General features: G+C 59.8%; 23 protein-coding genes. 14 read left to right on the forward strand and 9 right to left on the reverse strand.

The annotated features are described in order from the left end of the window. Positions 1-27 precede the first annotated feature (27 nt). The 3 genes from ACP2AU_RS04505 to ACP2AU_RS04515 are packed head-to-tail and all read left to right on the forward strand — an operon-like array spanning position 28 to position 4,562. The gene (locus ACP2AU_RS04505) at positions 28-3,576 is read left to right on the forward strand and encodes a response regulator (protein WP_426374858.1); all 3,549 of its coding nucleotides are present in this window, start codon (positions 28-30) and stop codon (positions 3,574-3,576) included. Further along, positions 3,566-4,117, forward strand: coding sequence for a hypothetical protein (locus ACP2AU_RS04510; RefSeq protein ID WP_426374860.1), 552 nt, complete (start codon positions 3,566-3,568; stop codon positions 4,115-4,117). Before ACP2AU_RS04505 ends, ACP2AU_RS04510 begins: the two co-directional genes overlap by 11 nt. Before the next feature lie 31 nt (positions 4,118-4,148). After that, positions 4,149-4,562 carry a response regulator gene (locus ACP2AU_RS04515; RefSeq protein ID WP_426374862.1) on the forward strand — a complete coding sequence of 138 codons (414 nt, stop codon included), beginning with the start codon at positions 4,149-4,151 and terminating at the stop codon, positions 4,560-4,562. 30 nt (positions 4,563-4,592) lie between these two features. Here ACP2AU_RS04515 and ACP2AU_RS04520 read toward each other — a convergent pair whose 3' ends face one another. After that, positions 4,593-4,865: a hypothetical protein gene (locus ACP2AU_RS04520; protein ID WP_426374864.1), complete on the reverse strand. Its 273-nt coding sequence runs from the start codon at positions 4,863-4,865 to the stop codon at positions 4,593-4,595. 533 nt (positions 4,866-5,398) lie between these two features. Here ACP2AU_RS04520 and ACP2AU_RS04525 point away from each other — a divergent pair. Further along, positions 5,399-5,650, forward strand: a complete 252-nt coding sequence (locus tag ACP2AU_RS04525) for a hypothetical protein (RefSeq protein ID WP_426374866.1) — start codon at positions 5,399-5,401, stop codon at positions 5,648-5,650. Here ACP2AU_RS04525 and ACP2AU_RS04530 read toward each other — a convergent pair. Then, positions 5,619-6,131, reverse strand: coding sequence for a hypothetical protein (locus ACP2AU_RS04530; protein WP_426374868.1), 513 nt, complete (start codon positions 6,129-6,131; stop codon positions 5,619-5,621). The genes ACP2AU_RS04525 and ACP2AU_RS04530 overlap by 32 nt on opposite strands. 151 nt (positions 6,132-6,282) lie before the next feature. On the opposite strand from ACP2AU_RS04530, the gene queC reads away from it, so the two are divergent. Further along, positions 6,283-6,948 carry a 7-cyano-7-deazaguanine synthase QueC gene (gene queC, locus ACP2AU_RS04535; protein ID WP_426374870.1) on the forward strand — a complete coding sequence of 222 codons (666 nt, stop codon included), beginning with the start codon at positions 6,283-6,285 and terminating at the stop codon, positions 6,946-6,948. Further along, the gene (gene queE, locus ACP2AU_RS04540; RefSeq protein ID WP_426374872.1) at positions 6,948-7,604 is read left to right on the forward strand and encodes a 7-carboxy-7-deazaguanine synthase; all 657 of its coding nucleotides are present in this window, start codon (positions 6,948-6,950) and stop codon (positions 7,602-7,604) included. Before queC ends, queE begins: the two co-directional genes overlap by 1 nt. A gap of 1 nt (position 7,605) precedes the next feature. Here queE and ACP2AU_RS04545 read toward each other — a convergent pair whose 3' ends face one another. The 4 genes from ACP2AU_RS04545 to ACP2AU_RS04560 form a co-directional block, all read right to left on the reverse strand. Beyond that, positions 7,606-8,640, reverse strand: coding sequence for an AraC family transcriptional regulator (locus tag ACP2AU_RS04545; protein WP_426374874.1), 1,035 nt, complete (start codon positions 8,638-8,640; stop codon positions 7,606-7,608). Positions 8,641-8,763: 123 nt separating this feature from the next. Then, positions 8,764-9,654 (reverse strand): alpha/beta fold hydrolase, encoded by an 891-nt coding sequence (locus ACP2AU_RS04550; RefSeq protein ID WP_426374876.1) that lies wholly within the window; start codon positions 9,652-9,654, stop codon positions 8,764-8,766. A 96-nt stretch (positions 9,655-9,750) separates the two neighbouring features. After that, positions 9,751-11,502, reverse strand: coding sequence for an ExeM/NucH family extracellular endonuclease (locus ACP2AU_RS04555; protein WP_426374878.1), 1,752 nt, complete (start codon positions 11,500-11,502; stop codon positions 9,751-9,753). Positions 11,503-11,522: 20 nt separating this feature from the next. After that, entirely contained in the window at positions 11,523-12,425 is a 903-nt protein-coding gene (locus tag ACP2AU_RS04560) for a WYL domain-containing protein (protein ID WP_426374880.1), read from the reverse strand. A gap of 250 nt (positions 12,426-12,675) precedes the next feature. Between ACP2AU_RS04560 and ACP2AU_RS04565 the strand changes: the two genes are divergently transcribed. The 8 genes from ACP2AU_RS04565 to ACP2AU_RS04600 all read left to right on the forward strand — a co-directional run bounded on the left by ACP2AU_RS04565 (position 12,676) and on the right by ACP2AU_RS04600 (position 20,934). Next, positions 12,676-13,959, forward strand: coding sequence for an MFS transporter (locus ACP2AU_RS04565; RefSeq protein ID WP_426374882.1), 1,284 nt, complete (start codon positions 12,676-12,678; stop codon positions 13,957-13,959). Between the two features lie 162 nt (positions 13,960-14,121). Next, complete coding sequence (locus tag ACP2AU_RS04570; protein ID WP_426374884.1) at positions 14,122-14,547, forward strand: MarR family transcriptional regulator; 426 nt, start codon at positions 14,122-14,124, stop codon at positions 14,545-14,547. 3 nt (positions 14,548-14,550) lie between these two features. After that, positions 14,551-15,942, forward strand: coding sequence for a DHA2 family efflux MFS transporter permease subunit (locus ACP2AU_RS04575; RefSeq protein WP_426374886.1), 1,392 nt, complete (start codon positions 14,551-14,553; stop codon positions 15,940-15,942). Positions 15,943-16,171: 229 nt separating this feature from the next. Next, positions 16,172-16,741, forward strand: coding sequence for a TMEM165/GDT1 family protein (locus ACP2AU_RS04580; protein ID WP_426374888.1), 570 nt, complete (start codon positions 16,172-16,174; stop codon positions 16,739-16,741). Between the two features lie 51 nt (positions 16,742-16,792). Continuing rightward, a complete protein-coding gene (locus tag ACP2AU_RS04585; RefSeq protein WP_426374889.1) occupies positions 16,793-17,842 on the forward strand; it encodes a L,D-transpeptidase family protein in 1,050 nt (349 codons plus the stop codon). Positions 17,843-17,865: 23 nt separating this feature from the next. Further along, positions 17,866-18,618 (forward strand): SDR family oxidoreductase, encoded by a 753-nt coding sequence (locus ACP2AU_RS04590; RefSeq protein WP_426374891.1) that lies wholly within the window; start codon positions 17,866-17,868, stop codon positions 18,616-18,618. Positions 18,619-18,639: 21 nt separating this feature from the next. Beyond that, the gene (locus ACP2AU_RS04595) at positions 18,640-20,115 is read left to right on the forward strand and encodes an NfeD family protein (protein ID WP_426374893.1); all 1,476 of its coding nucleotides are present in this window, start codon (positions 18,640-18,642) and stop codon (positions 20,113-20,115) included. A gap of 27 nt (positions 20,116-20,142) precedes the next feature. After that, positions 20,143-20,934 carry a slipin family protein gene (locus ACP2AU_RS04600; RefSeq protein WP_426374895.1) on the forward strand — a complete coding sequence of 264 codons (792 nt, stop codon included), beginning with the start codon at positions 20,143-20,145 and terminating at the stop codon, positions 20,932-20,934. 64 nt (positions 20,935-20,998) lie between these two features. Here the strand turns inward: ACP2AU_RS04600 and ACP2AU_RS04605 are convergent, their stop codons facing one another. From ACP2AU_RS04605 to ACP2AU_RS04615, 3 genes are all read right to left on the reverse strand, one after another. After that, positions 20,999-21,280, reverse strand: a complete 282-nt coding sequence (locus tag ACP2AU_RS04605) for an Lpp/OprI family alanine-zipper lipoprotein (protein ID WP_426374897.1) — start codon at positions 21,278-21,280, stop codon at positions 20,999-21,001. A 212-nt stretch (positions 21,281-21,492) separates the two neighbouring features. Further along, positions 21,493-22,050, reverse strand: coding sequence for a L,D-transpeptidase family protein (locus ACP2AU_RS04610; RefSeq protein WP_426374899.1), 558 nt, complete (start codon positions 22,048-22,050; stop codon positions 21,493-21,495). A gap of 117 nt (positions 22,051-22,167) precedes the next feature. After that, on the reverse strand, positions 22,168-23,880 hold the full coding sequence (locus tag ACP2AU_RS04615; protein WP_426374901.1) for a potassium/proton antiporter: 1,713 nt from the start codon (positions 23,878-23,880) through the stop codon (positions 22,168-22,170). Positions 23,881-23,888: the final 8 nt, after the last annotated feature.

Below are 23,888 nucleotides of genomic sequence, written 5' to 3' on the forward strand. Positions count from 1 at the left end.
CGCAGCTACCCGCGCGGAGATCACATTTTGCAGCAACGGTTTGCCGATATCCCGGTGCGGGCGCTGTGCCTGCTCCTGTTTCTTGCCGTTCTGGTTTTACCAGCTGAGGGACAGGCCCAGAACGCCTGTCGGGACGGCCTGATTGTGCTGGATCATAACACCGACAGTGTTCCCGGTCTGGGCGAATGCCTCTGGTATCTGGAAGACCCGGAACAGTCCCTGGGGATTGAGGAGGTTCGAACTGCCAGCCGGGATACACTGATCCGGCACCAGGGCGGTGTGCCCAACTTTGGCTATACCGAATCGGCCTACTGGACCCGCTTCGATCTCAGTACCCGCCGTTTGAGCTCAGGTTCGGGCTGGATTCTGGAGTTGGCGCTGCCTCTGGTGGATGATGTCCGGTTGTACCTGGTGCGCGACGGACAACTGGTGGAACAGCGCCAAACGGGGTATCTGGACAGCTGGGAAGAGCGGGATCTGGCGGTGCCGAACCCGACCTTTCGCCTCCGCTTGCCGCCGGATACGGTCACCTCGGTTTTCCTGCGTATCACCAACACCAACGCCTTCCGTTTACCGCTCACCCTCTGGCATCCGGACAGTTATATAGAGAAGGTTTCCATTGATGAGGTTGTGCGTGGGCTGCTGCTCGGCGCTATCCTTGCCATTCTTGCGTACAACCTGTTCGTGGCGGTGTCGGTGCGGGAACGCAGCAACATCTATTACGTGCTGTATCTGGTCTGTGCGGCGGTGTTCATTGGCACTGAGCAGGTGCACGGTGTGCAGCTGCTCGATAGCCGCCCGGCCCTGCTGAACAAGGAATATCTGCATTTCCAGATCATACTGACCTGGTTTTTTGGTCTGCTGATGGCGCGATCGTTACTGGAAACGCGACAACGCTCGCCCGATCTCGACCAGGTTCTGCGGCTATGCCTGTATTCGGTGGTGACCACCTTTGCGTTGTCCTTTTTTATGCCCTATTCGGTGGCCATGGAATGGATTGTGGTCGGTTCCATTTTGCTCAGCGTCATTCTGATCGTGGTCAGTTATTTGTCCTGGCGGTATTACAACCCGGCGGCCCGTTCCTATTTCTTTGCCTGGACCCTTGCCCTGATCGGGTTCGGAATCTACGCCTTCACGGTGATGGGTTACCTGCCGCTGAATACGTTCACCAGCTACTCACCACAATTCGGCCTGACCGCCCAGATCATCCTGTTTTCTTTTGCCCTGGCCGACCGCATCAAGCAGGTTCAGGGCGAGGCCATGGCGTGGAACCAGCGTGCCCTGGCGAACCTTGGGCGTTATCAGTCGCTGTTCGATAACGCCATCGAAGGTGTATTCCAGATGTCACCGGAGCGGCGGTTTGTGACCGCCAATCCCGCCATGGCCGAGCTGTTGGGGTATCGCAGCAGCCGCGAATTGCTGGCCGAAAACCCCGATGTCCTGGAAACCTGTATTGCCGATGATCGGCTGCGGCAGCGGGTGGTGGAGCAGCTTGAAGCCCGGGGAACAGCGAAGGGAATTGAGGCCCGGTACCTGACCCGCCGGGGCACGGAACGCTGGGCCACCATCTCGTTGCACACGGTGTACGACGCCGATGGACTGCCCCGGCATCTGGAGGGCACCTGCATTGATGCCACCGAGAGCCACCAGCGGCTGCAAATTGAACGCGAAAGGGAGCAGGAGCGGCTGGAGAAAGAGCTGGCCCGGAATTCTGCCCGGGCCAAAAGCCAGTTCCTGGCGAATATGAGCCATGAGATCCGCACGCCATTGGCGGCGATCATCGGTTACGGTGAAACGTTGCTCGACCCCGATCTGGACGAGGCCGACAAGCGGAGCAGTGCCGAGACGGTAGTGCGCAGTGGCCGCCACCTGCTGGAGTTGGTCAACGATATCCTCGATCATTCCAAGATCGACGCCAACAAGCTCGATGTGGATGTGGTGCCGGTCAATTTGCCGGAGTTGCTGGACGAGATCCGCGCGTTTTTTGCCCCCCGGGCCCGGGAGAAAGGCCTGGATTTCCGGATCATCTGCGATTATCCCCTGCCTGAAAAGATTCGCACGGATCCTACGCGTTACCGGCAAATTATTATCAACTTGTGTGGAAATGCTCTTAAATTCACTGAAAATGGCTCAATATCGCTGATTATTCGTTGCGATCGTGAGCATGAGAAACTGTTTGCCCGGGTGGTGGATACCGGTATCGGAATGAAACCGGCACAGCTTGACCGGTTGTTTGACCCGTTTGCCCAGGGCAGCACGGCCATCTCCCGTCAGTTTGGCGGCACTGGCCTGGGATTGAGTATTTCCCGGCACCTGTCAGAACTGCTCGGTGGCGATATCCGGGTATCCAGTACCTACGGAGAGGGCAGTGAATTCGAGGTATGCATCAGCACCGGGGATCTGTCCGGGGTTCATTTTCTGCGCGATGCATCGGAGTTCAGTCAGCGTCGCCGGGCCATTGCCATGGTGGTTGCTCCCCGCTTGTCCGGCCGGATTCTGTGTGCCGAAGACAACGATGTTAACCGCCGTCTGGTCTCTCTGTTGGTAGGGCGTACCGGAGCGGACCTGGTGCACGTGGGCAACGGTGCCGAAGCACTGGAACTGGCCAGTCGCGAGCACTTTGACCTGATTCTGATGGACATTCAGATGCCGGTGATGAACGGCCGGGATGCCACCCTGGCGCTGCGGGAGGCCGGAGTGAATACGCCGATCGTTGCCCTCACGGCCAACGTCATGGCCGAGGACATCGCCGAGTATCGGTTGGCCGGGTGCAACGATCATCTGGCCAAACCAATCGACAAACAGCGGTTTTACGAACTGCTGGCGCGTTATCTGACCCTGTCGGCTGAAGATACTGTTGGTGCGGGCCACCGCTACAGTGGCAAGGTGCTGGTGGCGGAAGACAATGACGATAACCGGGGACTGGTCGAACGGATGCTGCGACGCACAGGTGCCGAGCCCCTGGCGGTGACCAATGGTGAAGAAGCGGTGCGCCGGGCCCTGTCTGAAACCGTCAAGCTGGTGTTGATGGACCGGCATATGCCCGGTATGGATGGCGTTGCCGCTACCCGTCTGTTGCGACAGGCGGGTTTCCGGCGCCCGATCATTGCGTTCACTGCGGGTGATGAGGCAGAGAACGAAGCCTTGCTGGACGCCGGTTGTGACGGCGTGCTGAACAAACCCATAGACCGCGCTCATCTGCAGGCGTTGCTGGATCGTTATGTACCGGTGGAACAAGCTCTTCCGGAGGTTGCCGAGGATGATATCGGCGCCCTGGCGAGCCGGTTTCTGGACGGGCTTGCACAGCGGAAACAACGGATGGTGACGGCGCTGGCCGAAGGCAATATGCAGCAACTGCAATCGGAGAGCCACCAAATCAAGGGCACGGCAGGTGCCGTGGGTTACCCGATGATGACCGAGCAGGCAGGCGTACTGGAGCGTTGCGTTCGCACAAACCCCGCTGACAACGAGACCATCGGACAGGAACTGACTGCCTTGGCGACCATGATCGACCGGGCCCTGGAAGGTCATTCACCGTCGGCGCAAACAACAAAGGAACAGGCCAATGAGCGATAACCAGAAACAGGAACACTATGCCCTGAGCATGATGTACGGCACCTACGCTGATATTTTGTTCGTGTTGTTTCCCTTCCTTGTGATTGCCATGCAACGGCTCTGGGATGGCAATCTGTACCAGTCGCTGATGCGGCCGGATCTGAGTATTGCAGCGGCCATTCTTGCCGGCCTCGCCATTGGTAAATTCGTCCTGGGGCTGGTGACCAATCGTGATCTTGGCCGCTACAAGGAGCGCATTGTTTTCTTCATCGCCCTGACCTTGTTCGTGGTGCTCGGGCCGGCGATCATCCTGATCCTGAGCATGACCGGCAATGCCGACATTCCGGGGTTTGTGGCTTTCGTTCAGCCGGTCCTCCTGATTATTGCCATTTCGCTCTATACAACGGCCGTCAGCATTGCCAATATTCTCAATCGGGCTGCACAAACGCAGTCGAGCGGTGATCACGGAGGGTCTGCTACTGCCACGCCCGCCCGGGCTGGGGGGCGTTCCGTGCCAGAGCCTCTGGATTTACCCCGTCGAACCGGCAACGATGCCTGCTGAGCGAGCGCCGGGCACAGAACAGGAGAGACTGATGACTGATCTCAGAGTACTGGTGGTGGAAGATGAACCGGTGATGCGGGAGCGGCTGGTGGAGATGCTGCGCATGGCCGGCGCCACCAGCGTGTCCGAATGCGCGGATGCCGCGTCTGCGCGCGCCGCTTTCGATGCCAGCGAGTTCCAGATCATCCTGCTGGATTTGGGCTTGCCTGATGGGGATGGCCACGAACTGATGACCCGGTTCAAGCAGGTGCGGGAAAACCAGCATATTGTACTGGTGACCGCCGACGACTCGATCGAGAGCATTCAGCGGGCCATCAGTGCCGGCGCAAACGGGTATGTGGTCAAGCCTTATTCGCAGGAAAAAATCTACGATGTGGTGAACAACTACGCCATGGTTCATGGCGGTGATGTATTGATGATGGCGGGGCTGAACCGGCAACATTGACCGGTTCAGCCTGCTTTGCGGTGCCCGTGGTCAGGCGACCTGGCGGGCAATCCAGGAGTTGTAGCGGGTGGCCAGTGCCCGCACGTATCGGGCTTCGGCGCCGTCCAGATTGCTGAGCACGCCTTTGAAGATCCAGCCTCGCTCGTACACGCCCAGCACCCGCGGCTCGTCATCCAGATTGACGCGTTGATTGAGTTTTTTACAGATTGCATCCAGCAGTGGCAGCTTTTCCGGACGCTTGAGCGGTGACTGGCGGGTCGCCATGGGCTGGTTCGCTGCGCGTGATGTCGGATGTCTTCTCATGATCTTCTCCTTGTCGTTTTGCGGCTGCAAAAACAGAAAACCCCGGGGCCTGGAGGCAACCGGGGTCTGGCGGAGAATCGCCCCGGTCACCTCAACGGCTCCCGGGACTGACCGAAAGCCGTTAGTTGTCTTTCACCATAGCGTTCATCGGCTGGCCATTCTGGCAACCGGCGCTCGCGTATTCCGTGTACTGTGAAATCATGTTGGTCATATCGGCTCTAAGAAATCGGTTCGGCTATCAGTGTATCCGCAATCCGGCGCTTTGCAATAGCCCGGGGTATTCGGCAAACCCGTACAGACCCTGCGGCGGTAACGCCTCATACTTTGTCCTGTCACGTGTTTTTACGTTGTGCAATCCGCGGTACCTGTTCGCCAGGTATCGAATGGATCTCTCCTTTCGACGCAGCCCCTTGGGCTGCGTTTTTTTTGCCATCTCGGAAAGTTCGTAGCCACTACTTCGTACAGCCAGTCGGGCCGTTTTTGGCGATAATTTAGCCGTTGAATCAATGTCGCTCTTCACTGATATCCAGAGGTTGAAACCTAAGAAAATGCCCGAAGACCCCGGACCTGCCCGCCACAAGTTCCGCTCAGATTTTATCGTTGAAATTGCCCTTTTGGTGGCCGTTGCCCTTTACCTGGTGATGGCTGAGGGGCAAGTGGTAGGCGAAAGCCTGTCATTCACTGTTGCCGGCGCCTCCCTGATGGCACTGGCTACCTACTGGACGCTGCACACCATCCGCGACGGCCTGGAAGTTATTGTACTGGCGCTTCGCCCCGGCAAATAACGCGCTCCCAGGTCTTGTGCAGGATCAGAGCATCGTTGGCTGCCCGGTGGACGGGCAGCCCCAGGTCGCTGATTACCTGCTGACGAATACCCGACCACTGGTGAACCTGAGCCGGGTCGAGCAGTACGGAGATGGATTCCAGCTGGAACGCGGGGGTTTCGCCGGCGGCTCGGAACAGGCGGTGTAGCCAGAAGCTGTCGAAGGTCCATGCGTCGCAGAAGACCTGCTCAGGCAACAGGCGGTTGAGTTGCCGGGCAACGTGCTCCGGGGCTACGCCCTCCTCGGCCAGCCGTTCCCGGGAAATGCCGTGAATGGTTTGTGCGCTTTCCGACCAGTCCTGCCAGAGCACATGAGGCTGAATCAGCCAGCTGTGCAGGGAACCATCAGGCAGACAGACGCCCACCTCAATCGGGTAACTGGTGATCAGGTCAAGGCTGGATGCCTCGAAGTCAATAAAGGCCGGGCCGGATTCTGAGCTCATTGAGTTGCTGCTGGTGCTTTGTCGTTTTCGTTTGAGTTTACCCCCGATTCTTCCAGGACGCGAACCCAAGTCCGTGTGTCGCTGTTACAATATGGCCTCACTTTGTAAAAGTCCGATGACACAATCCATGGAAAACTGGTGCTGATCCCTCATGAATGACACAGTTGTGGTTATTTATTCCGGCGGTATGGACTCCTTCACGCTGCTGCATCTGGCACGCGCCCGGGGTTTGAAGGTGAATGCTCTTTCGTTCAACTACGGCCAGCGCCATGTGCGCGAGCTGCAGGTGGCCTCTGAGGTTTGTCGTGCCGAGGGTATTCCCCACAAGGTGATCGATATCCGGGCCATGAATGAAGTCATGTCCGGCTCGGCATTAACGTCCGATGTGGATGTGCCGGAAGGTCACTATGAAGAAGACAGCATGAAAACGACCGTGGTGCCAAATCGCAACATGATCCTGTTGTCGCTGGCCACCGGCTATGCCGTCACCGTTGGCGCGGGGGCAGTCTGGTACGGCGCCCATGGCGGCGACCACGCCATCTATCCGGATTGCCGCCCCGAGTTCGTGGAGAAAATGGACGCCGTCTGTCGGGTCGCGAATTACCAGCCGGTAGCCATCGATGCGCCCTTCATGGCCATGGACAAGGGCCAGATTCTGGCGGAGGGGCTGAAGTTAGGTCTGGATTACCGTCATACCTGGACCTGCTATAACGGTGGCGAACGCGCGTGTGGGCGCTGCGGCTCCTGCGTTGAGCGCCTGGAGGCGTTTGCCGCCAACGGGGTCGTGGACCCTGTGCCTTACCAGAGTCTGTCCTGATGTATCGGGTCAAGGAAGCCTTCTATACGCTCCAGGGCGAGGGCGCACAGGCGGGCCGGGCCGCTGTTTTTTGCCGTTTTAGCAAGTGCAATTTATGGACCGGCCGGGAGAAAGATCGGGCCACGGCGGTCTGTAATTTTTGCGACACCGACTTTGTTGGCACCGATGGCCAGAATGGCGGCCGGTTTGAAACTCCGCGGGCCCTGGCGGAGCATATCCGCTCCCTGTGGCCGGAGTCGCCCGGCAAGCCCTATGTTGTCTGTACCGGTGGCGAGCCGCTGTTGCAACTGGATGAGCCGCTGATTGCAGCCTTTCATCAGGCCGGGTTTGAAGTAGGGGTGGAAACCAACGGAACCTTGCCCGCGCCGGCGGGGATCGACTGGCTGTGCGTCAGCCCGAAAGCCGACGCCAGGGTTGTGATTTCTGAATGCGATGAACTCAAGCTGGTGTATCCGCAGCCTCTGGCACTGCCAGAGCGCTTTCTCGGGATCCGGGCCAGGCATTTTTTCCTGTCACCGATGGCCTCACCGTCGAGCCCCGAGCATGGGCCGGACGCCATCCAGCAGAGTAATACCCGCAAGGCGACGGACTATTGTCTGGCGCATCCGCAATGGCGACTGACGTTGCAGATGCATAAAATTGTCGGGATTGACTAAGTTACGCGGTCTGCAGCTCCCGGGTACGGAAGTGGCTCGGGCTCAGCCCGGTCCAGCGTTTAAAGGCCCGGGTAAAGTTGGCGGCATCCGCATAGCCCAGAGTGTCGGCAATCTGGCTCAGGTTCATCGAACTGCCTGCCAGCAGTTCCCGGGCCCGCTCCAGCCGGATCTGATCAACCAGGCTCTGGAAGCTCGCTTGCTCTTCCTGTAGCCGGCGCTTCAGCGTTCGTTCCGAAACAAACAGCGTGGAGGCAACCCGGGCCAGTTTCGGTGGAAAGGGGTGACTGGTCTCAATCACTCGCCGCACCCGGCAGGCGAACCCCGCGTCTTCTCGGAGCTGCCTCAGTGCGCTCTCACATTGCTCCCGCGAGCTGTCGGCCAGGTGTTCATTGCAAAAGCGCACGGGCAGTTTGAGCTGCTGAACCGGAATCAGCAATGCATTCTCACTGGCATCGTAGTTTACCGGAACGCCGATGGACCGCCGGAAACGGTGAAAGTGGTTGGGTTCGGGCCCCTGTCTCAGTATCTGGCTTCCGGCTACGGGCGCGCCGGTCAGCTGTGCGCCCATGGAAACACAGCCGAACAAAACGGCATCCAGCACGAAACCCTGCAACGGGCCAAGCTCGACATCGCAGCTCACCGCGTAGCAGGCATTGTTCCCGCTGATGCGTTTCTGGACTCGCAAATGCGGGGCTCGCAGGGTCAGGTACCGGGTCATCAGTTCCAGTGCCTCTTCCAGCGTTCGGCTGCTCATCACTGCCGTGCCCAGCGCCCCGTGCAGGGGCAGTTTGAGTTCCCGTGCCAGCAGGATGCCAAGCCCCGGTTCGCCGCTCTCGATCATCGCGCGGGTGACAAATTCGCTGGCCTGGGCCTGGCTGACCCGGAGTTCCGTAGAGTTAAGCCGGACGGGGTCCAGCCCGACCCGCAAGATGAGATCCTGTTCGTCAATACCCAGCGTATGCAGCAGCTCGGCAAGGGTATGCAGGTATATGGCTGGCATACCCAGATCCTGAGCGTTGGAAGCAGAGGCGCGCATGGTTTTCCTCGTCAGCGTGTTTTGTTGTTATGCGATAAGCGATCCAGGACCGATTATGGTCTGTTGCGACGTCGACCCCCATGGCTTCGCTGACGGGTCAATGGGCCATAGAGGCCAATTGGCTCATTTTGCCTGGCGTAACACAAACTCCCGCAATACGCCGGCGGACAGCCCCGGGCGCTCCAGCATGGGGAGGTGGCCGACGCCCGGGAAGACATGAACTTCAGCGTCCGGGAGGGTGGCTCGGAACCAGTCCAGGCACCGAAGTGGCGTGATCACATCACGATCTCCCCACTGCACCTGCAGGGGCGGTGTGCCGGGACCGAGAAAGTGCGCGGGTGCCAGGGCATTTGCCAGCATATCGCTGAAAATGTGTCGAAGTGAGTGCCGCCGTTTCAGCAAATCAGGGCCAAGCAGCCCGGTCATGGCCAGGCCAGGCACCGTGGGTTTGCCATTGCCAACGCTGTTGAACATCCGGTACACACCGGTCCAGTTGCCCGGTATGAGGATGCCATCGCGATCGGATTCAAACGGTGCATTGATGTCCGCGTCCGGGTGCTCCGGTATACCGGCACTGTTGAGCAGGGTGACCGAGCGCGGAGCACTGTGCAGTTTGTGGGCGAGGATGGCGGCGATTGCGCCCCCCATCGAACTGCCCGCCAGGTGCAGGTTGTCGCCGGGGTAACCGGCCAGCCATTCACTGAGCCGCTCGGCCTGATGTTCATAGCGGTAGCTGGCGGCGGGATGGTACTGGCTCTCCCCCAGGCCCGGCAGGTCCGGGACCAGCAGATGCCAGTCGGCCGGTAGCTTCTGCATCCAGAGCGTCCAGTTCTCTTTCATGGAGGCAAAACCATGAAGAAGCACCAGGGTGGGCCGCCCCGGCGCAGGCCGGCCGCGTTCCCAATAGACCATACGGTGATTGTCGACCAGGGTTTCCCGGCGTCTGGCGCGCAGTAACCAGCGTTGTCCGGTGCGGGCCATGGGCCATAGATCAGGTACCGGGATGGATGCCATGAGGTGACCTCAAGATGATGAGTGCAATGGCAGTTTAACGCGCTGTGGGTGGTCTGCTATTGCCCGGCTGCCGACAGGGTCGGGCAACGGGGCAAGTCACTGCCCGCGACTGAGCTTCAGATCGGTGAGGACCGGGTTGTGGTCCGAAGCCCGCCAGGGACCCCCGAGTTCCGGCGCGTTCCGGTAACCCAGGGCCGGAGGTTCATCGGCGTTGATATTCCAGGTTACTGCCTGTTGTACCCAGGGCAACAGCGACGGATTACCGAGAGCGTAGTCGAGAGAGCCTTTCTGCCCCCGGTATCGATAGGTGTAATGTTCACACTGGTCTGCCCGGCATGGATGGTTACGATGAACCAGGCTGATAAAACCGGCCTCGCGGAAGTGTGCCAGCGGAGCTTCCCGTGCGTAGCTGTTGAGATCACCGGTGATCAGAATGGGGGTGTCTGTTCTATCCTGGCCGGTTAATTGCCCAAGCCATCCGGTGATGGCTTGGGCGCTGAGGGTCCGCTGCCGGTTAAAGCAACTCTGTCCATCGCCGGTGTCCTGCTCTGCGGTTTCCGCGTTCCGGCAGGATTTGGATTTCAGGTGCGGCACGACAATCCAGAACCTCAGGCTCGTGCCGTTGGCATGAAAAGCTTGTGCCAGCGGTGGCCGGCTCATGGGAGTTGGGCCCCTGGCCGTGAGTCGGGCAGGCGCACCGGCCGGCTCGACAGCATCGCTCCGGTAGAGCACAGCCGTGCGGATGGCGTCATTGCCGTTACTGCCCGGAGTCTGCACCAGAGTCCAGGCTTTGCCGAGTTTGCGGGCCAGGTCGGCAGCTGCACTGTCGGGGCCGTAGCCGTCGTTTTCCAGTTCGGTCACCGCCAGAATGTCGGGCCGGGCGGCCAGAATCCCGGTGATCAGCCGGCGGCTCTGGGCCTGGAAGCCGGCGCGTGAAGTGGCTCCACGAGCCGTCGGGAAGCCGCTGCCACGACCATCGCCGTTAAAGTAGTTTTGCAGATTGAGTGTCATGATGCGGATGGTGCCCGGTGCTTTGACCGGCGCTGGCGGCCTGGGGTTCTGGTTCTGGAACTGAGGTCGGGAGGTTGGTTGCAGTCGCCATTGGCCAAACCGATAGTCCAGCACCCCCTCAAGCTGTGTGACCGAGTCGCCTGCGCGCACGGTATTGCGGTTGCGCAGCCAGGCAACCGGCTCCGGGTTCTTCCGGCCCAGACCATCGTCCAGGGTTATCCGCTGAGCCATATGTTGTTGGGTCAGGGCCCGGGCAGAGGGGCCCGGTGCCAACTGTTCGGTTGCCATGATCTGGTCCTGGCCGGCCAGGACCAGCTCGCCATATCGGGCCAGGTTGTCGTTATCAATGACGGTCAGGGGGCCGGTGAAACGCACGCGCATATTTTCCAGGCTTTCCGGCGGCAGCGACCATGGCAACGATACCGGGACAGGCGCTGGCAGATCGCCACGGCCACAGACACGCAGTTCCCGCACCGACGCCAGTTCCGTCAGCCCGTAAAATTCCTTGACCGTGCCGACCACCCGAAGCCGCTCGCCCACCCGACCTGCGGTTTTACGGGTATAAACAAACAGTGCTTCCGAGGTGGATGGCGTGTTGTCGGTCTGAGGATCAGGTTGCTGCAGATAGAAGCCGGAAAACCCGCCGGGCTGTCGGGCGTCCCGGGTGAGAATGCCCTCGACGGCGACGGTCTGACCGACCAGGGGCGACCGTTCGGTGTGCCCCTGGATTCGATGAATGGGCGTTGCGGGGCCGCCACACTCGGGGCCGGCCAGCGCCATTGGCGTTGCGCCCGCTGCCAGAAGTGCAAGGCACAGTAAGGCCGGTAAGGCGGGCACGGGCCGGGATATCATGCTTGCTAACAGAGGCCAGCGACCGCCTTGAGTGCGCGCTCACGCTGGCTGCCAAAGCCGAGTTGATCCGGATTGGCCAGCTCGAGTTGTTGCACCAGTGGGTCTGGATGGCTGTTCTCATAGGTGATGCCCAGCCGAGACAGAACGTAAGGTGCCAGCGCGGCCCGTGTTTCAATGGAAAGCAGGCCCCTGGTCATGCCGTAATCGCGGGCGATGATTTGCTGCTGGGCGTCGGTCAGACGCTGGTCCGGCATGATTTCCAGCGCCACGTACCGTTGCCAGTCTTCGTCTTGCTGGGCGGTGTGTTTCGCTTTCTGGCGCAGGGCCTCAATGCCGCCATGGAATCGGCTCAGGGCGAAATCCCGGAATTCCCGGTTGGCGCTGCACCAGGCCCGTATGTGCCAGCCACTGCCGGCACAGACCAGGGCGTGGGGTTCGAGAATGCTCTGTGCAGCCTCGGGCCGGCTCAGGGAAACATAGCTGGCTTTGAGCTGGCGCTTGTAGCGTGTTGCCGTGACCACCGCGCGCATGACCTCGGGCTCTATGTGGCGGGTGGTGTCCTGAATAACGGTACTGCCGGGCAAGCCCAGCTGAAGCTCAGAAAAGCTATCGTTCAGGCTCTGCTGGCGTGATAAAAGCTCCTGATATTCGGATACGATGCCCCGGGTAACGGCGGGCTTGAACCCGGCTGCCGGCACATAGCCCTTCAGGTGCCGGTCGTAGAGCAGGTTACCCGGAGCCAGTTCACGCAGATAGGTATTGATGTCCTTGGATGCCTGCTGGCGGCCGATGCCAAAGCTGTGACAGATATGGTTGGTCGTCAGGCGACCTTCCCACAGGGCAATGATCTCAATCAGTCGATAGCGAAGCAGTAGATCCCATCGAATGGGCCAGTCCGTTTTCTTCATAACCAGGCGCTCACGGTCCAGTAGATTACATACCGATTATGGTACCTGCTCCCGTCAGCAGGGTGTGTTACGGCCCATTAATGTAAAATAATGTCAAATGCGCTGCCAGTGTGGCTTTTGGATCTCGGCAACTCCCTAGTGGCGCGGCACCCGGGAGCTTGATTAAATGCGATCCTGGCCGGCAACTGATGACGTTGCTATCTTTTATTTTGTTACTCATTGTAATAACTCCCAGGCAGAGCCTCCCGTCATGACCCGAATGGTTGCGTCTTTATCCGCGTTGATTCTCAGTATTGTCTTTCTGGTCAGCGGCAACGCCTTCCTGATGACTCTGCTGGGTATTCGCCTCAGCATCGAGGAAATCTCGCCGGACGTGATCGGTTGGGTGCTGGTGTGTTATTCCATCGGGTTCGTGCTTGGCACGCTCTACGTCCATAAAATCATCGGCCGGGTTGGTCATATCCGGGCTTTTGCCGTGTTTGCGGCGTTTGCGGCCATGACGGCGCTCATGTACCCGATGGCCGTGTCGATGATTTTCTGGGCGGTGCTGCGCGTGTTGTCCGGGTTCAGTATCGCCGGCGTGCTGGTGGTTATTGAAAGCTGGTTTTCCAGTCGCGCCACCAACGCCAATCGTGGCGCGTTGTTCGCGGTGTACCAGATTGTGTTTTACCTGTCGGCAGCCGGTGGCCAGTTGATTGTGAACGTCGGAGATCCGGCAAACTTTATGCCCTTCTCCCTGGCCGCCATGTTGCTGACCCTGGCGTTGATTCCGCTGTCCCTGACGCGGATGGAGGCGCCGGTGATTGAGCAGGCCAGCCGGATGTCTGTGTTCAAACTGGCCCGGGAGTCGTTCTCCGGCGTTGCCGGCGCGTTGATCTGCGGCGTCATGATTGGCGGTTTTTATGCGCTGGGCCCGGTGTACGCCACCCTGGTGGGCCTGGATATCGCCAGAACTTCCACGTTTATGGCCAGCGCCATCGTTGCGGCCATGCTGCTGGCCTGGCCCATCGGCCGGCTTTGTGACTATTTTGATCGTCGTCGTGTCATGTTCTGGGTAGCCCTGGCCGCCGCGTCTTCGGCCGGCGGTGTTGCCGTGCTCGGTACTGGTAACCTGGCTGTATTGACTCTGATGGTGGGTCTGTTCACCGGTTTGTCAGCGACGATTTATCCGGTGGCCGTGGCGATCACCAACGACCGCATGGACAGTAACCGCATCGTGTCGGCCAGTGCGACGCTGTTGCTCAGTTACGGGATTGGCAGTGTCATCGGCCCCATCGCCATGGCCAAGCTGATCGATCTGCTGGGGCCGGCCGGTCTGTTCTACGGGAACGCCGGCTTTCTACTGGTTCTGGCCGTGATTACCCGTTACCGGATCAGTCATACCGACGATGTGCCGGTGGAAGACCAGGAGCACTTCGTGCCGGCCATGCCGGAGACGTCGCCGGTGCTGACGGAAATGGATCCGCGGAACGTCGAGTTCCACGAGTCGACGGAGGCAGAGCAGATGCAGGCCGGGCAGCGCCAGTCTGGTTGAGGAAGCTTTCGGTTTTTCCCGATAATAATTTCGTTCCGGTATCTGTTTTTAGATCAACTGTTAGCTTACTATTGGTGAAGTTCCAATAAGGTAAGTCTTGTGTCGGTTTTCGGGGTGGCATCTGCTTATCCCATGCCGAGTCACCATCAGGAGTATCACACCATGAGAGATCAGTTTCCGTTTGCGGTTGCCCGGGTAACCCGCCGTTGGCGCAAGATGCTGGACGAGCGTTTGAAAGATCTGGGCGTGACCCAGGCCCGGTGGAGTACCATGGTCTACCTGCAGCAGGGGGGCGAAGGCCTGACCCAGCGCGAGTTGGCCAGCCTGATGGCCATTGAGAACCCCACGCTGGTTCGTTTGCTCGATAGCCTGGAGCAACAGCAGTTGATTGAGCGTCGGCCTTGCCCCAACGACCGTCGCGCCCGCCGCTTGCACCTGACCAAAGCCGGCGTTGAATTCATGGAAGAGTTGTCAGAACGCGCTGCCATGCTTCGGGAGGAAATGCTGGACGGCATCTCCGATCAGGAGATTGAGTCGTCGCTGAAGGTTTTCCACAAGATCATGGAAAACGCAGAAAAGCAGAAGTGAGTCTTGGCTGATCAATCCGTAGAGGGCCTGCGCGCCCGATATGGTGATTGCTGGCGCTGGCTGGCGGTTGTCACCGTGGTGCTCGGTACTATGGCGACCGTGCTCAGTGCCACGGTCGTTAACGTGGCGCTGCATGACATCATGGTGGAATTCGGTATCCGGCAGGGCCAGGTTCACTGGCTCGCGACCGGCTTTATTGCCGCCATGACCACCACCATGCTGGCTTCTGCCTGGCTGCTGGACCGCTTTGGTGTGCGCAAGACGCTCAGTGCCGCCATGGCAGCGTTCACCCTGATCTCCCTGGCCGGTGGCTTTGCGCCCACGCCGGATTGGTTGATTACGGCGAGGATCGGACAGGGAGCCATGGCCGGGCTCATGCAGCCCATGGGTATGTATCTGGTGTTCCGCATTTTTCCTGCCGACCAGCGCGGACGTGCCATGGGCATCTACGGTATGGGTGTGATCCTGGCACCAGCTCTGGGGCCCGTGCTCGGCGGTTTTCTGGTGGACCAGTTCCACTGGCGCTGGGTGATGTTCGCGCCTGCCCCGGTGACTTTGCTGGGCGTGTGGATGGCCCTGCGTTTTCTGCCGTCGCCCCGGTCCCGCCCTGCCCCTTACGCGTTCGATCTGGCGGGCATGATGTTACTCGGTGCCGCCGTTACGATTACCCTGGAAACGCTTAACCGGATGCAACACTGGTCGCACGATCCGGCCCGTATCGCTGCGCAGGCGGCGGTGTCGGTTGTCCTGATTGCCGGCTTTATCGGCCGAGAGCGGCGTACGGCCCATCCGCTGATCCGGTTATCTCTGCTGCGCGAGCCGGTGTTTTTGTTTGCGACTCTGGGGGCCATGGCGCTGGGATTGGCTCTGTTCGGTTCTACCTATCTCATTCCGCTGTTTGTGCAGACCTCCCTTGGCTTCTCGGCCACCGAGGCCGGTTTGCTGATGTTGCCTGCCGGTATCGTGCTGGGAATGGTGTTCCCCCTCGCCGGCCGGCTTGCCGACAAACACAGTGCCCGGGGACTGGTGCTGTTCGGCATTGCGACGTTCGCGTGCTCGGCGGTGTTGTTTGCTGCCACCGGTGACGCCGTCAGTTTTGTCGGGCTGGCATTTTGGGCTGTGGTCGGTCGCATCGGTATCGGCTTTATGTTGCCGGCGTTGTCGACCGGAGCACTGAACCCGCTGGCTCCGGAACAGCTGGGTGCGGGCTCCAGTACCATTAACTTTGCCCGCCAGCTGGGCGGCGCAATCGGCGTGAATGTGGTCGCCCTGACCATTGAGTTCGGCGAACATCAGGGCGGACTGCCCACGGTGTCCGCGTTTGCCTCGGCCTGGTGGCTGGTGGCGGTTTTTGTTGCGCTGGCGGCCGTGCCAGTGTGGAAAATGCGTGCCTGACACGAAATGTTGCCGTGGTCGGGGTAATTTATTAGTATTGGCGCACCTTCGGGGGAGTAGCCTCTGCACCGGTAAGCCGTGCAGACGGTGGTCAACATACTTGCGGCTCAATCTGCATGGCCACCGTGTTCCTGAACAGGAATTGGCAAGACCTGGGGCAGATCACCTCCATTGGGCGGAAGGTGGGCTGCCTCATGTCTCATAAGTCTCCGCCCTGAGGTTCTGCTGAATGGATGCTTTTCTCGCTTCGACCCTTGCCGTCGCCATTGCCGAAATCGGCGACAAAACCCAACTTCTCTCACTCTTTCTGGTCGCCAGGTACGCCCAGCGCACCCCTATCATCTTCGGTATTCTGATTGCCACGGTGTTGAACCATGCCCTGTCCGCCTGGCTGGGTGCGTGGGTTGCCGGCTGGATACCGGAAGCGTGGTTGCCCTGGATTCTGGCCGCCAGTTTTGTGGCCATTGCCCTGTGGCTGCTGATTCCAGACAAGGATGATTCGGAAGACTCGAAATTCCTCGGCCTGGGGGCCTTTATGGCCACCACCATCATGTTCTTCCTGGCGGAGATCGGCGACAAGACTCAGATTGCGACGGTGGTTCTGGCAGCAAGGTATGCCGAGACATTCTGGGTGATTATGGGGACAACGGTAGGTATGCTACTGGCCAATGTGCCGGTTATTATGGCGGGCCGCTGGTTGATGGAACGTCTGCCTCTGTCCATGGCGAGAGTCAGCGCGAGTATTCTTTTTGTGGCCCTGGCGGCCGTCACGGTCTGGAACACAGTAATGAACTCTTGAGCGGGATACCGGTCAGTGAGCTTAAGCTACGTTGTACGGGAACCAAGTGTTATGCGTTGGAAAAGCTGGTTGCTTTTTGTCCTTGGCGTCGGTGTGCTGTCGCCGCTTTGCTCGGTTCAGGCAGCCCGGGATATGGGCGAACCGGAGGCTCAGGAGCAAGCAGTGGACCGGTCGCCACGGGTTCCTACCTTCAAGCCCGAGGGCGACCTGGCCGGTGAGCTGCAGGTATTCCAGACGGTTTACGAGGATACCTTCGCCGGCATTGGCAATAGCCAGGCGCTGGGATACCTTGAACTGGTGAAAGCCAATCCGGGGATCGATCCCTGGTTGCCGGGTGAAGGCACCCTGATCACGCTGCCACGGATGTACGTGCTTCCGGACGTTGAACGCAAGGGCATTGTGATCAACCTGGCCGAGTACCGCCTGTACTATTTTACTCCGGGTGGCGGTGTCCAGGTCTATCCGGTGGGCGTTGGTACGGAAGAGAACCCCTCGCCGCTGACCAATGCGGAAGTGACCATGCCGCTGGAATCCCCGGCCTGGTATCCACCTGCCAGTATCCGGGCCGAATATGAGGCCAGTGGTGATTACTTGCCCCGGATGATTCCGCCCGGGCCAGGTAATCCCCTCGGCACTCATGCGCTGATGTTGAGTGAAAAAGGGTATCTGATCCACGGCACCAACAAACAGTTTGGCGTGGGTATGCCGGTCAGCCATGGTTGTTTTCGTATGTATAACGAGGATATCTCCCGGTTTGTTTATCAGGTGGATAAAGGAACGCCGGTGCAGGTGATTCGTAAGCCGGTGAAAATCGGAATGTCCGGCGGCGAGGTCTGGCTGGAAGTGCATCGGCCCCGCGAGACCTACTCTGCCCGGGATCGGGAAAAATTGTGGCACCAGGTGTCGGACACCGTCGACTCCTTCCGCAAGCAGCATCCGGATGTGGACCTCAGGCGCCGTGCCATCGAGCTGGCGGTTGACCAGGCCGATGGCTTGCCCACCATGATTGGTGAAAAGCTGACCCGCATGGCGTCGGAGGGTACAGACGAATCCCCGGCCGCCGAGCAAAACAGCGAGCCCGAGCAGACCCTGTATTTTTGAACCGGCTGGTAAGGACGACCACCATGAGCAGGAACGTGTTGATTACCGGGGCCAGCTCTGGCCTTGGCGAGGGAATGGCCCGCGAATTTGCCGCCCGTGGCTACAATCTGGCGCTCTGCGCCCGCCGTACCGAGCGGCTCGAGGCGCTCAAAGCTGAGCTTGCGCAGCAGCACCCTGAACTTCAGGTGCACGTGATGGCGCTGGACGTTAACGACCATGCCCGGGTGCCCGAGGTTTTTCAGGCCTTGCGTGCGCAGCTTGGCGGGTTGGACCGCATCATTGTGAATGCCGGCGTTGGCAAAGGCCAGCCTCTGGGCACCGGAGGTTTCGAGGCCAACCGGCAGACTGCAGAAACCAACTTCGTTGCCGCCCTCGCGCAGCTTGAGGCGGCGATGGAAATTTTCCGGACGCAGAACCGTGGGCACCTGGTGGCCGTATCTTCTGTCAGTGCGGTACGGGGTATGCCCGGTAATGTCACGACCTATGGGGCCACCAAGGCCGGACTGGCCTCGCTGTGTGAGGGCCTGCGAATCGAACTGAAGAAGCGGCGTTCTCCGATTCAGATCACGACCTTGTACCCGGGTTATATCCGGACCGAGATCAACGAGAAAGTCCGGAATACCCCGTTCATCGTGGATGCACAAACCGGCTGTCGTGCTATGGTAAAAGCCATCGAGGCCGGCAGATCCGTGCACTACGTGCCGGCCTGGCCATGGACGCCGATTGGCTTTGTTCTGCGGCTCTTGCCCGAGGCCCTGCTGGCGAAAGTGTTCTGATCACTCCCCTGGGAGGTTTAGATGCGTTCAGATCCGTCCGGAATCAGGCAGTCATCCTCCAGAGCGATGCTCTGGGGCATCGTTTTTGTCACTGGAAGCTTGCTGGCGTTATTGAGTCTTGCGCTGCAGGTGTCTGCGCAATCGAACCCTGCCCGCCAGGCAATCGTGCTTTCGGTTGACGGTGCCATTGGTCCGGCCACCATGGATTACATCACCCGCAGCATCGAGCGTGCCGAGCAGGACAACGCCGGCCTGGTGGTGATTGAAATGGACACGCCCGGCGGCCTGATGGACTCCATGCGTGACATCATCAAAACCATCCTGGCATCCAATGTGCCCGTGGCCACCTATGTCTCGCCCCAGGGGGCACGCGCTGCGAGTGCCGGCACTTACATTCTTTACGGCAGCCACATAGCCGCCATGGCACCGGCAACCAACCTGGGGTCAGCCACGCCGGTGCAGATGGGCGGTCTGCCCGGCTCGCCTGAGCCCGAAACCCCCTCCCAGCCAGCTTCTGAGGAATCCGCGCCGGATACCGGCGAGGCACCGCAGCCGGAGACTTCTGAAAAACGCCGCGGTGACACCGCCATGGAGCGCAAGGTTCTCGAAGATGCGGTCAGTTACATCCGGGGCCTGGCCGAGCGCCACGGCCGAAACGCCGACTGGGCTGAAGAAGCCGTGAGGGAGGCAGTCAATCTGGGTGCGGCCGAAGCCCTCGAACGCAATGTGATTGATGTGGTGGCGCCAAACCTCCAGGCGCTGCTGGCCGAAATTGACGGTCGCACTGTCCGGATGGCCGCGGGTGAGCGGGTACTGGAAACTGCGGAGCTGGAACTGGTGCGCGCCGAGCCCGACTGGCGGACCAAACTGCTGTCGGTCATTACCGATCCGAACGTTGCCTATTTTCTGATGATCATCGGGTTCTACGGCATCCTCTTTGAGCTGGCCAACCCGGGGGCGGTGGTACCCGGGGTAATTGGTGCGATCAGCCTGATCCTGGCACTGTTTGCGTTTCAGGTACTGTCGGTGAACTACGCTGGCCTGGCGCTGATTCTGCTTGGGCTGGCCTTTATCGTCGGCGAGGCCTTTGTGCCCAGTTTCGGCATTCTGGGTATCGGCGGCATTGTGGCCTTTGTCACCGGCTCGGTCATTCTCATGGATGGCAGTCACCAGGATATCTCGTTGCCAACAATCGGGGGTACAGCCGTGGTTGCCGGCGGCTTTATTCTCTGGACGGTCACGCGGTTTATTGGCTTGCGTCGACGGCATCCGGTCTCCGGCAGTGAGCAACTGGTTCACGAACACGGTGTGGCGCTGGATAACTTTACACCCACGTACGACGCCTGCACGGGGCATGTGCGGGTCAGTGGCGAGCGTTGGAACGCCCGCAGCCAGGCGGCGATTGCCGCCGGGGCCTCTGTCCGGGTACTGGGCATGGATGGCCTGACCTTGCTGGTAGAGCCCGATGAAGATGAGCGTGTGGAGCAGACAGGTTAAACGTCAACGGCAAACCAAGGAGGCCGTATGAATCTCGGTGACATTATTCCCTATCTTGCACCGACGGTGGTGCTGCTGCTGATCCTCGGATCGGCGATCAAGATCCTGCCTGAATATGAACGTGGCGTGGTCTTCTTTCTGGGTCGGTTTCAGGGCGTCAAGGGCCCGGGTCTGATCATCGTTATTCCGGGTATCCAGCAGATCGTGCGGGTTGATCTTCGGGTGATCACGCTTGATGTGCCCAGTCAGGATGTGATCTCAAAGGACAACGTTACAGTTCGCGTCAACGCTGTGCTCTATTTCCGGGTGGTGGATCCGGAGAAGGCCATTATTCGGGTGGAGGATTTTGGTGCCGCAACCAGTCAGTTGGCCCAGACAACCCTGCGCTCGGTACTGGGTAAGCACGATCTGGACGAAATGCTGTCCGAACGGGACAAGCTTAACGAGGATATTCAGGAAATTATCGACGCCCAGACCGAGGAGTGGGGCATCAAGGTGGCGAATGTGGAGATCAAACACGTAGACCTGAACGAGTCCATGATCCGCGCCATTGCCCGTCAGGCTGAAGCGGAGCGGGAACGCCGGGCCAAGGTAATCCACGCCGAGGGTGAATTGCAGGCCTCAAAGAAGCTGGTTGAAGCGGCGGAAGTGATGTCGGTGAACTCTGGTGCCATGCAGTTGCGTTACCTGCAAACGCTGGCAGACATGAGCAACAACAATTCTTCGACCATTGTCTTCCCTTTGCCACTGGACATGGTCAAGAACTTCATGCACAACCAGGCACCGAAGACGGCGGGCGAGCAGGCTCCGGACCAGTAATCCGGCGCAGGGAACGGGCATAAAAAAGGCCGGATTAACCGGCCCTTTTCAATCGCTGTCAGCCTTACTTCTGGCTGGCACGCTCGAGCATACGCTTGGCACGCTCGTTCGCTTCGTCTGCAGCTTTCTGAGCAGCGCGGGCAGCCGCCAGGGCTTCTTCGGCTGTCTGCTGAGCAGTACGGGCGCTGCTGGCAGCACTGTTCGCGGTGTTCAGCGCGTTGTTCGCAGTCTGTTCAGCGGAGCTGGCAGTGGCGTTTGCTTCGTCAAGAGCAGCCTGTTCAGTAGTAGCACAACCGGCTGTCAGTGCCGTAGCCAGTGCAAACCCGGCGATCGTCAGTTTACGCATTGTAAATCCCCTTATTGATCGTTTTATTTCCTGTGATCCGGAAGCTGTTCTGACAGCTTCCATCTGCTCGGCCCGATAGGTCGTGGCTACCGGAGTCGTTAAACAGTGTAAAACACTAAGAGACAAAATGTTAACTAAGGATACGTAAATTTTCTTAGCGTATGACAACAACTTAATCCGGCCACGAGGGCGGTGTTACAGGGTTGTAAGCATCAGGGAACGATGCGGATGGGTGTGCCGTCCTGGACCAGTTGCCAGATTTCATCCATGGCGTCATTGGTGACGGCTATGCAGCCGTCGGTCCAGTCCAGCCCGGCGAAGGCGAAAGCCATGTCGCCGGCGTTATTCGGCAGTCCGTGGATCATGATGCTGCCACCCGGGTCCAGGCCCCAGGCTTCGGCAAGTTCGCGGTCCCGGGGGCTGGGATAGGAAATGTGGATCGATTTGTAGAAGTCGCTGCCGGGATTGCGCCAATCGAGTAGATAGTCGCCTTCGGGCGTGCGCTCATCTCCCTCGTACAGTTTGTGGCCTACCGGGTTGTCTCCCAGAGATATCCGGTAGTAGCGTACGGTCTGTTCGCCACTGAGTAGATACAGGCGGCGGTCGCCCTTGTTCACCAGCACCTGCGTTATTTCCGGCAGCTCGCCGGGCGCATCGGCGGCAATCGGGGGTGGCATCATTCGGGCGTCGGCTCTGGCCAGCAGTTCGGAGGCCGTCGCCAACAGGGGGCACAGAATCAGAAGGGTGACGATTAAAGCGCGAACAATCATGGAGGTTGCACAACTCCCGGGATGGTTAAACTTTGTTCATCCGCTTTATACCATACCCTGGCGAGGGTGCGATAAGAGGTTATGTTACAGACTTTGGCTTTTTTTGACTGGCCCGCCTCACGAATCCATTTTCAGGCCTACTTTGGTCACCCGGTCGGCGTCAGTGGCTCTGGCGACCAGGGTCACCGGGCCAAGCACCACCTTGTCACCGACCACCGGATGGCCTTTGGTGCGCCGGGCAAAACATTCTGCCAGCGAAAGCTCGGGGGCCAGTTCGTCAAATTCGATGCCGTAGACCTGCTCGACGTCGCCCAGCAAGGCATCGCCGTTGAGGACGAAGTCGCCGAAGAAGGCGCGCTCGGCCAGGTGGCGGGGGGCTTGGCGGCCACTGAGCGCTTTGCCAAGGTCCGGGAGCAGTGCCGGTGTGGCAAACATGGCGATGACATCGCCGGATCTTACTTCCAGTTGCCGGGTCGGTTGCAGGCATTTGCGGCCCCGGAAAATCCCTGCGACCGCGGTATTGTCAGGTAACCGGAGGCGCCCGAGGGTTTTCGGGGTCTCCCAGACTTTGCCACGCAGCGGAAACAGCATCAGCTCATGATCACCCGCGGCGGGCACATCCAGCGGCAGCCGCCGGTAGGGTTCCTCTCCGGCAGGGACTTCCAGTTTCAGTTTGCGTGCCAGTGGTGCCATGGTGGTTCCCTGTACCAGCAAAGACACAAGCACAATAAAGAAAGCCGCATGGAACACCAGCTGGGCATCCGGCAGATCGGCAATAATCGGGAACAGTGCCAGCACAATGGGCACCGCGCCTCGCAGCCCGACCCAACTGATGAAGCCCAGCTCCCGACGATTGAACCCGAAGGGCCAGAGCGTGAGCAGTACCGTTGCCGGCCGGATGATAAAGATCAGCGCCAGGGCGAGAATCAGCCCGCCACCGGCCAGCGGAATGAGATCGGAAGGGTTGACCAACAGGCCCAGCATCAGGAACAGGCACAGCTGGGCCAGCCAGGCGAGGCCGTCGTGCACCTGCAGGATCATGGGCATCATCCGCACGTGCCGATTGCCGATTACCACGCCGGTGAGATAAATCGCCAGAAAACCGCTGCCGCCGATGGCGTTGGTGGCCGAAAACACCGCGATGCCGGCAGCAGCGACCAGCAAGGGATACAGGGAAGGCGTCAGCCGGATCCGGTTCACCAGTTGGACAACGGCGAATCCTCCGATCAGACCGGCGAAGATACCAATGCCAAACTGCCGTACCAGCATCATCAGGCCCTGAGCCAGAGCATCTTCCTGGACACTGCCGATCAGGGTAACCAGCAGCAGGGTCAGGAAGATCGCCATGGGGTCGTTGCTGCCCGACTCAATCTCCAGGGTGGCACTGACCCGTTCGTTCAGGTGCAGGCCCCGGCCCTGCAGTAAAGAGAAAACAGCGGCCGCATCCGTGGAGGAAATGATGGCCCCGACCAGCAGCGCCATCAACCAATGCAGATCGAAAACCCACCAGGCAACGACAGCGGCACCCCCGGCGGTCAGGCCTACGCCAAGTGTTGCCAGCATCAGTGCCGGACGCAGGCCCACCCGGAAGGTTTCTACCCGGGTACGCATCCCGCCATCGAGCAGAATAACGCCCAACGCCAGATTGGCGATCAGGAATGCCAGCTCGAAGTTGTCGAATTCAATGCCGCCCGGGCCGTCCTCGCCCATCATCATGCCCACCACCAGGAAAATCAGCAGTACCGGCATACCGACCCGACTGGACAGCGGGCTGAGAACAATGCTGATGACCAGCATCAGGGCGCCAACGAGGGTGAGTGTGGGATCCATCAGGCTCC

Origin of the sequence: Marinobacter sp. VGCF2001 (assembly GCF_049943275.1) — a bacterium.
Lineage (GTDB): Bacteria > Pseudomonadota > Gammaproteobacteria > Pseudomonadales > Oleiphilaceae > Marinobacter.

Excerpts from the sequence above, each read along its gene's own strand:
- ACP2AU_RS04510 (WP_426374860.1), top strand. The coding sequence starts at position 3,566 with ATGAGCGATAACCAGAAACAGGAACACTATGCCCTGAGCATGATGTAC.
- ACP2AU_RS04515 (WP_426374862.1), top strand. The coding sequence starts at position 4,149 with ATGACTGATCTCAGAGTACTGGTGGTGGAAGATGAACCGGTGATGCGG.
- ACP2AU_RS04520 (WP_426374864.1), bottom strand. The coding sequence starts at position 4,865 with ATGAGAAGACATCCGACATCACGCGCAGCGAACCAGCCCATGGCGACC.
- ACP2AU_RS04530 (WP_426374868.1), bottom strand. The coding sequence starts at position 6,131 with ATGAGCTCAGAATCCGGCCCGGCCTTTATTGACTTCGAGGCATCCAGC.
- queC (WP_426374870.1), top strand. The coding sequence starts at position 6,283 with ATGAATGACACAGTTGTGGTTATTTATTCCGGCGGTATGGACTCCTTC.
- queE (WP_426374872.1), top strand. The coding sequence starts at position 6,948 with ATGTATCGGGTCAAGGAAGCCTTCTATACGCTCCAGGGCGAGGGCGCA.
- ACP2AU_RS04545 (WP_426374874.1), bottom strand. The coding sequence starts at position 8,640 with ATGCGCGCCTCTGCTTCCAACGCTCAGGATCTGGGTATGCCAGCCATA.
- ACP2AU_RS04550 (WP_426374876.1), bottom strand. The coding sequence starts at position 9,654 with ATGGCATCCATCCCGGTACCTGATCTATGGCCCATGGCCCGCACCGGA.
- ACP2AU_RS04560 (WP_426374880.1), bottom strand. The coding sequence starts at position 12,425 with ATGAAGAAAACGGACTGGCCCATTCGATGGGATCTACTGCTTCGCTAT.
- ACP2AU_RS04565 (WP_426374882.1), top strand. The coding sequence starts at position 12,676 with ATGACCCGAATGGTTGCGTCTTTATCCGCGTTGATTCTCAGTATTGTC.
- ACP2AU_RS04570 (WP_426374884.1), top strand. The coding sequence starts at position 14,122 with ATGAGAGATCAGTTTCCGTTTGCGGTTGCCCGGGTAACCCGCCGTTGG.
- ACP2AU_RS04580 (WP_426374888.1), top strand. The coding sequence starts at position 16,172 with ATGGATGCTTTTCTCGCTTCGACCCTTGCCGTCGCCATTGCCGAAATC.
- ACP2AU_RS04585 (WP_426374889.1), top strand. The coding sequence starts at position 16,793 with ATGCGTTGGAAAAGCTGGTTGCTTTTTGTCCTTGGCGTCGGTGTGCTG.
- ACP2AU_RS04590 (WP_426374891.1), top strand. The coding sequence starts at position 17,866 with ATGAGCAGGAACGTGTTGATTACCGGGGCCAGCTCTGGCCTTGGCGAG.
- ACP2AU_RS04595 (WP_426374893.1), top strand. The coding sequence starts at position 18,640 with ATGCGTTCAGATCCGTCCGGAATCAGGCAGTCATCCTCCAGAGCGATG.
- ACP2AU_RS04600 (WP_426374895.1), top strand. The coding sequence starts at position 20,143 with ATGAATCTCGGTGACATTATTCCCTATCTTGCACCGACGGTGGTGCTG.
- ACP2AU_RS04605 (WP_426374897.1), bottom strand. The coding sequence starts at position 21,280 with ATGCGTAAACTGACGATCGCCGGGTTTGCACTGGCTACGGCACTGACA.
- ACP2AU_RS04610 (WP_426374899.1), bottom strand. The coding sequence starts at position 22,050 with ATGATTGTTCGCGCTTTAATCGTCACCCTTCTGATTCTGTGCCCCCTG.
- ACP2AU_RS04615 (WP_426374901.1), bottom strand. The coding sequence starts at position 23,880 with ATGGATCCCACACTCACCCTCGTTGGCGCCCTGATGCTGGTCATCAGC.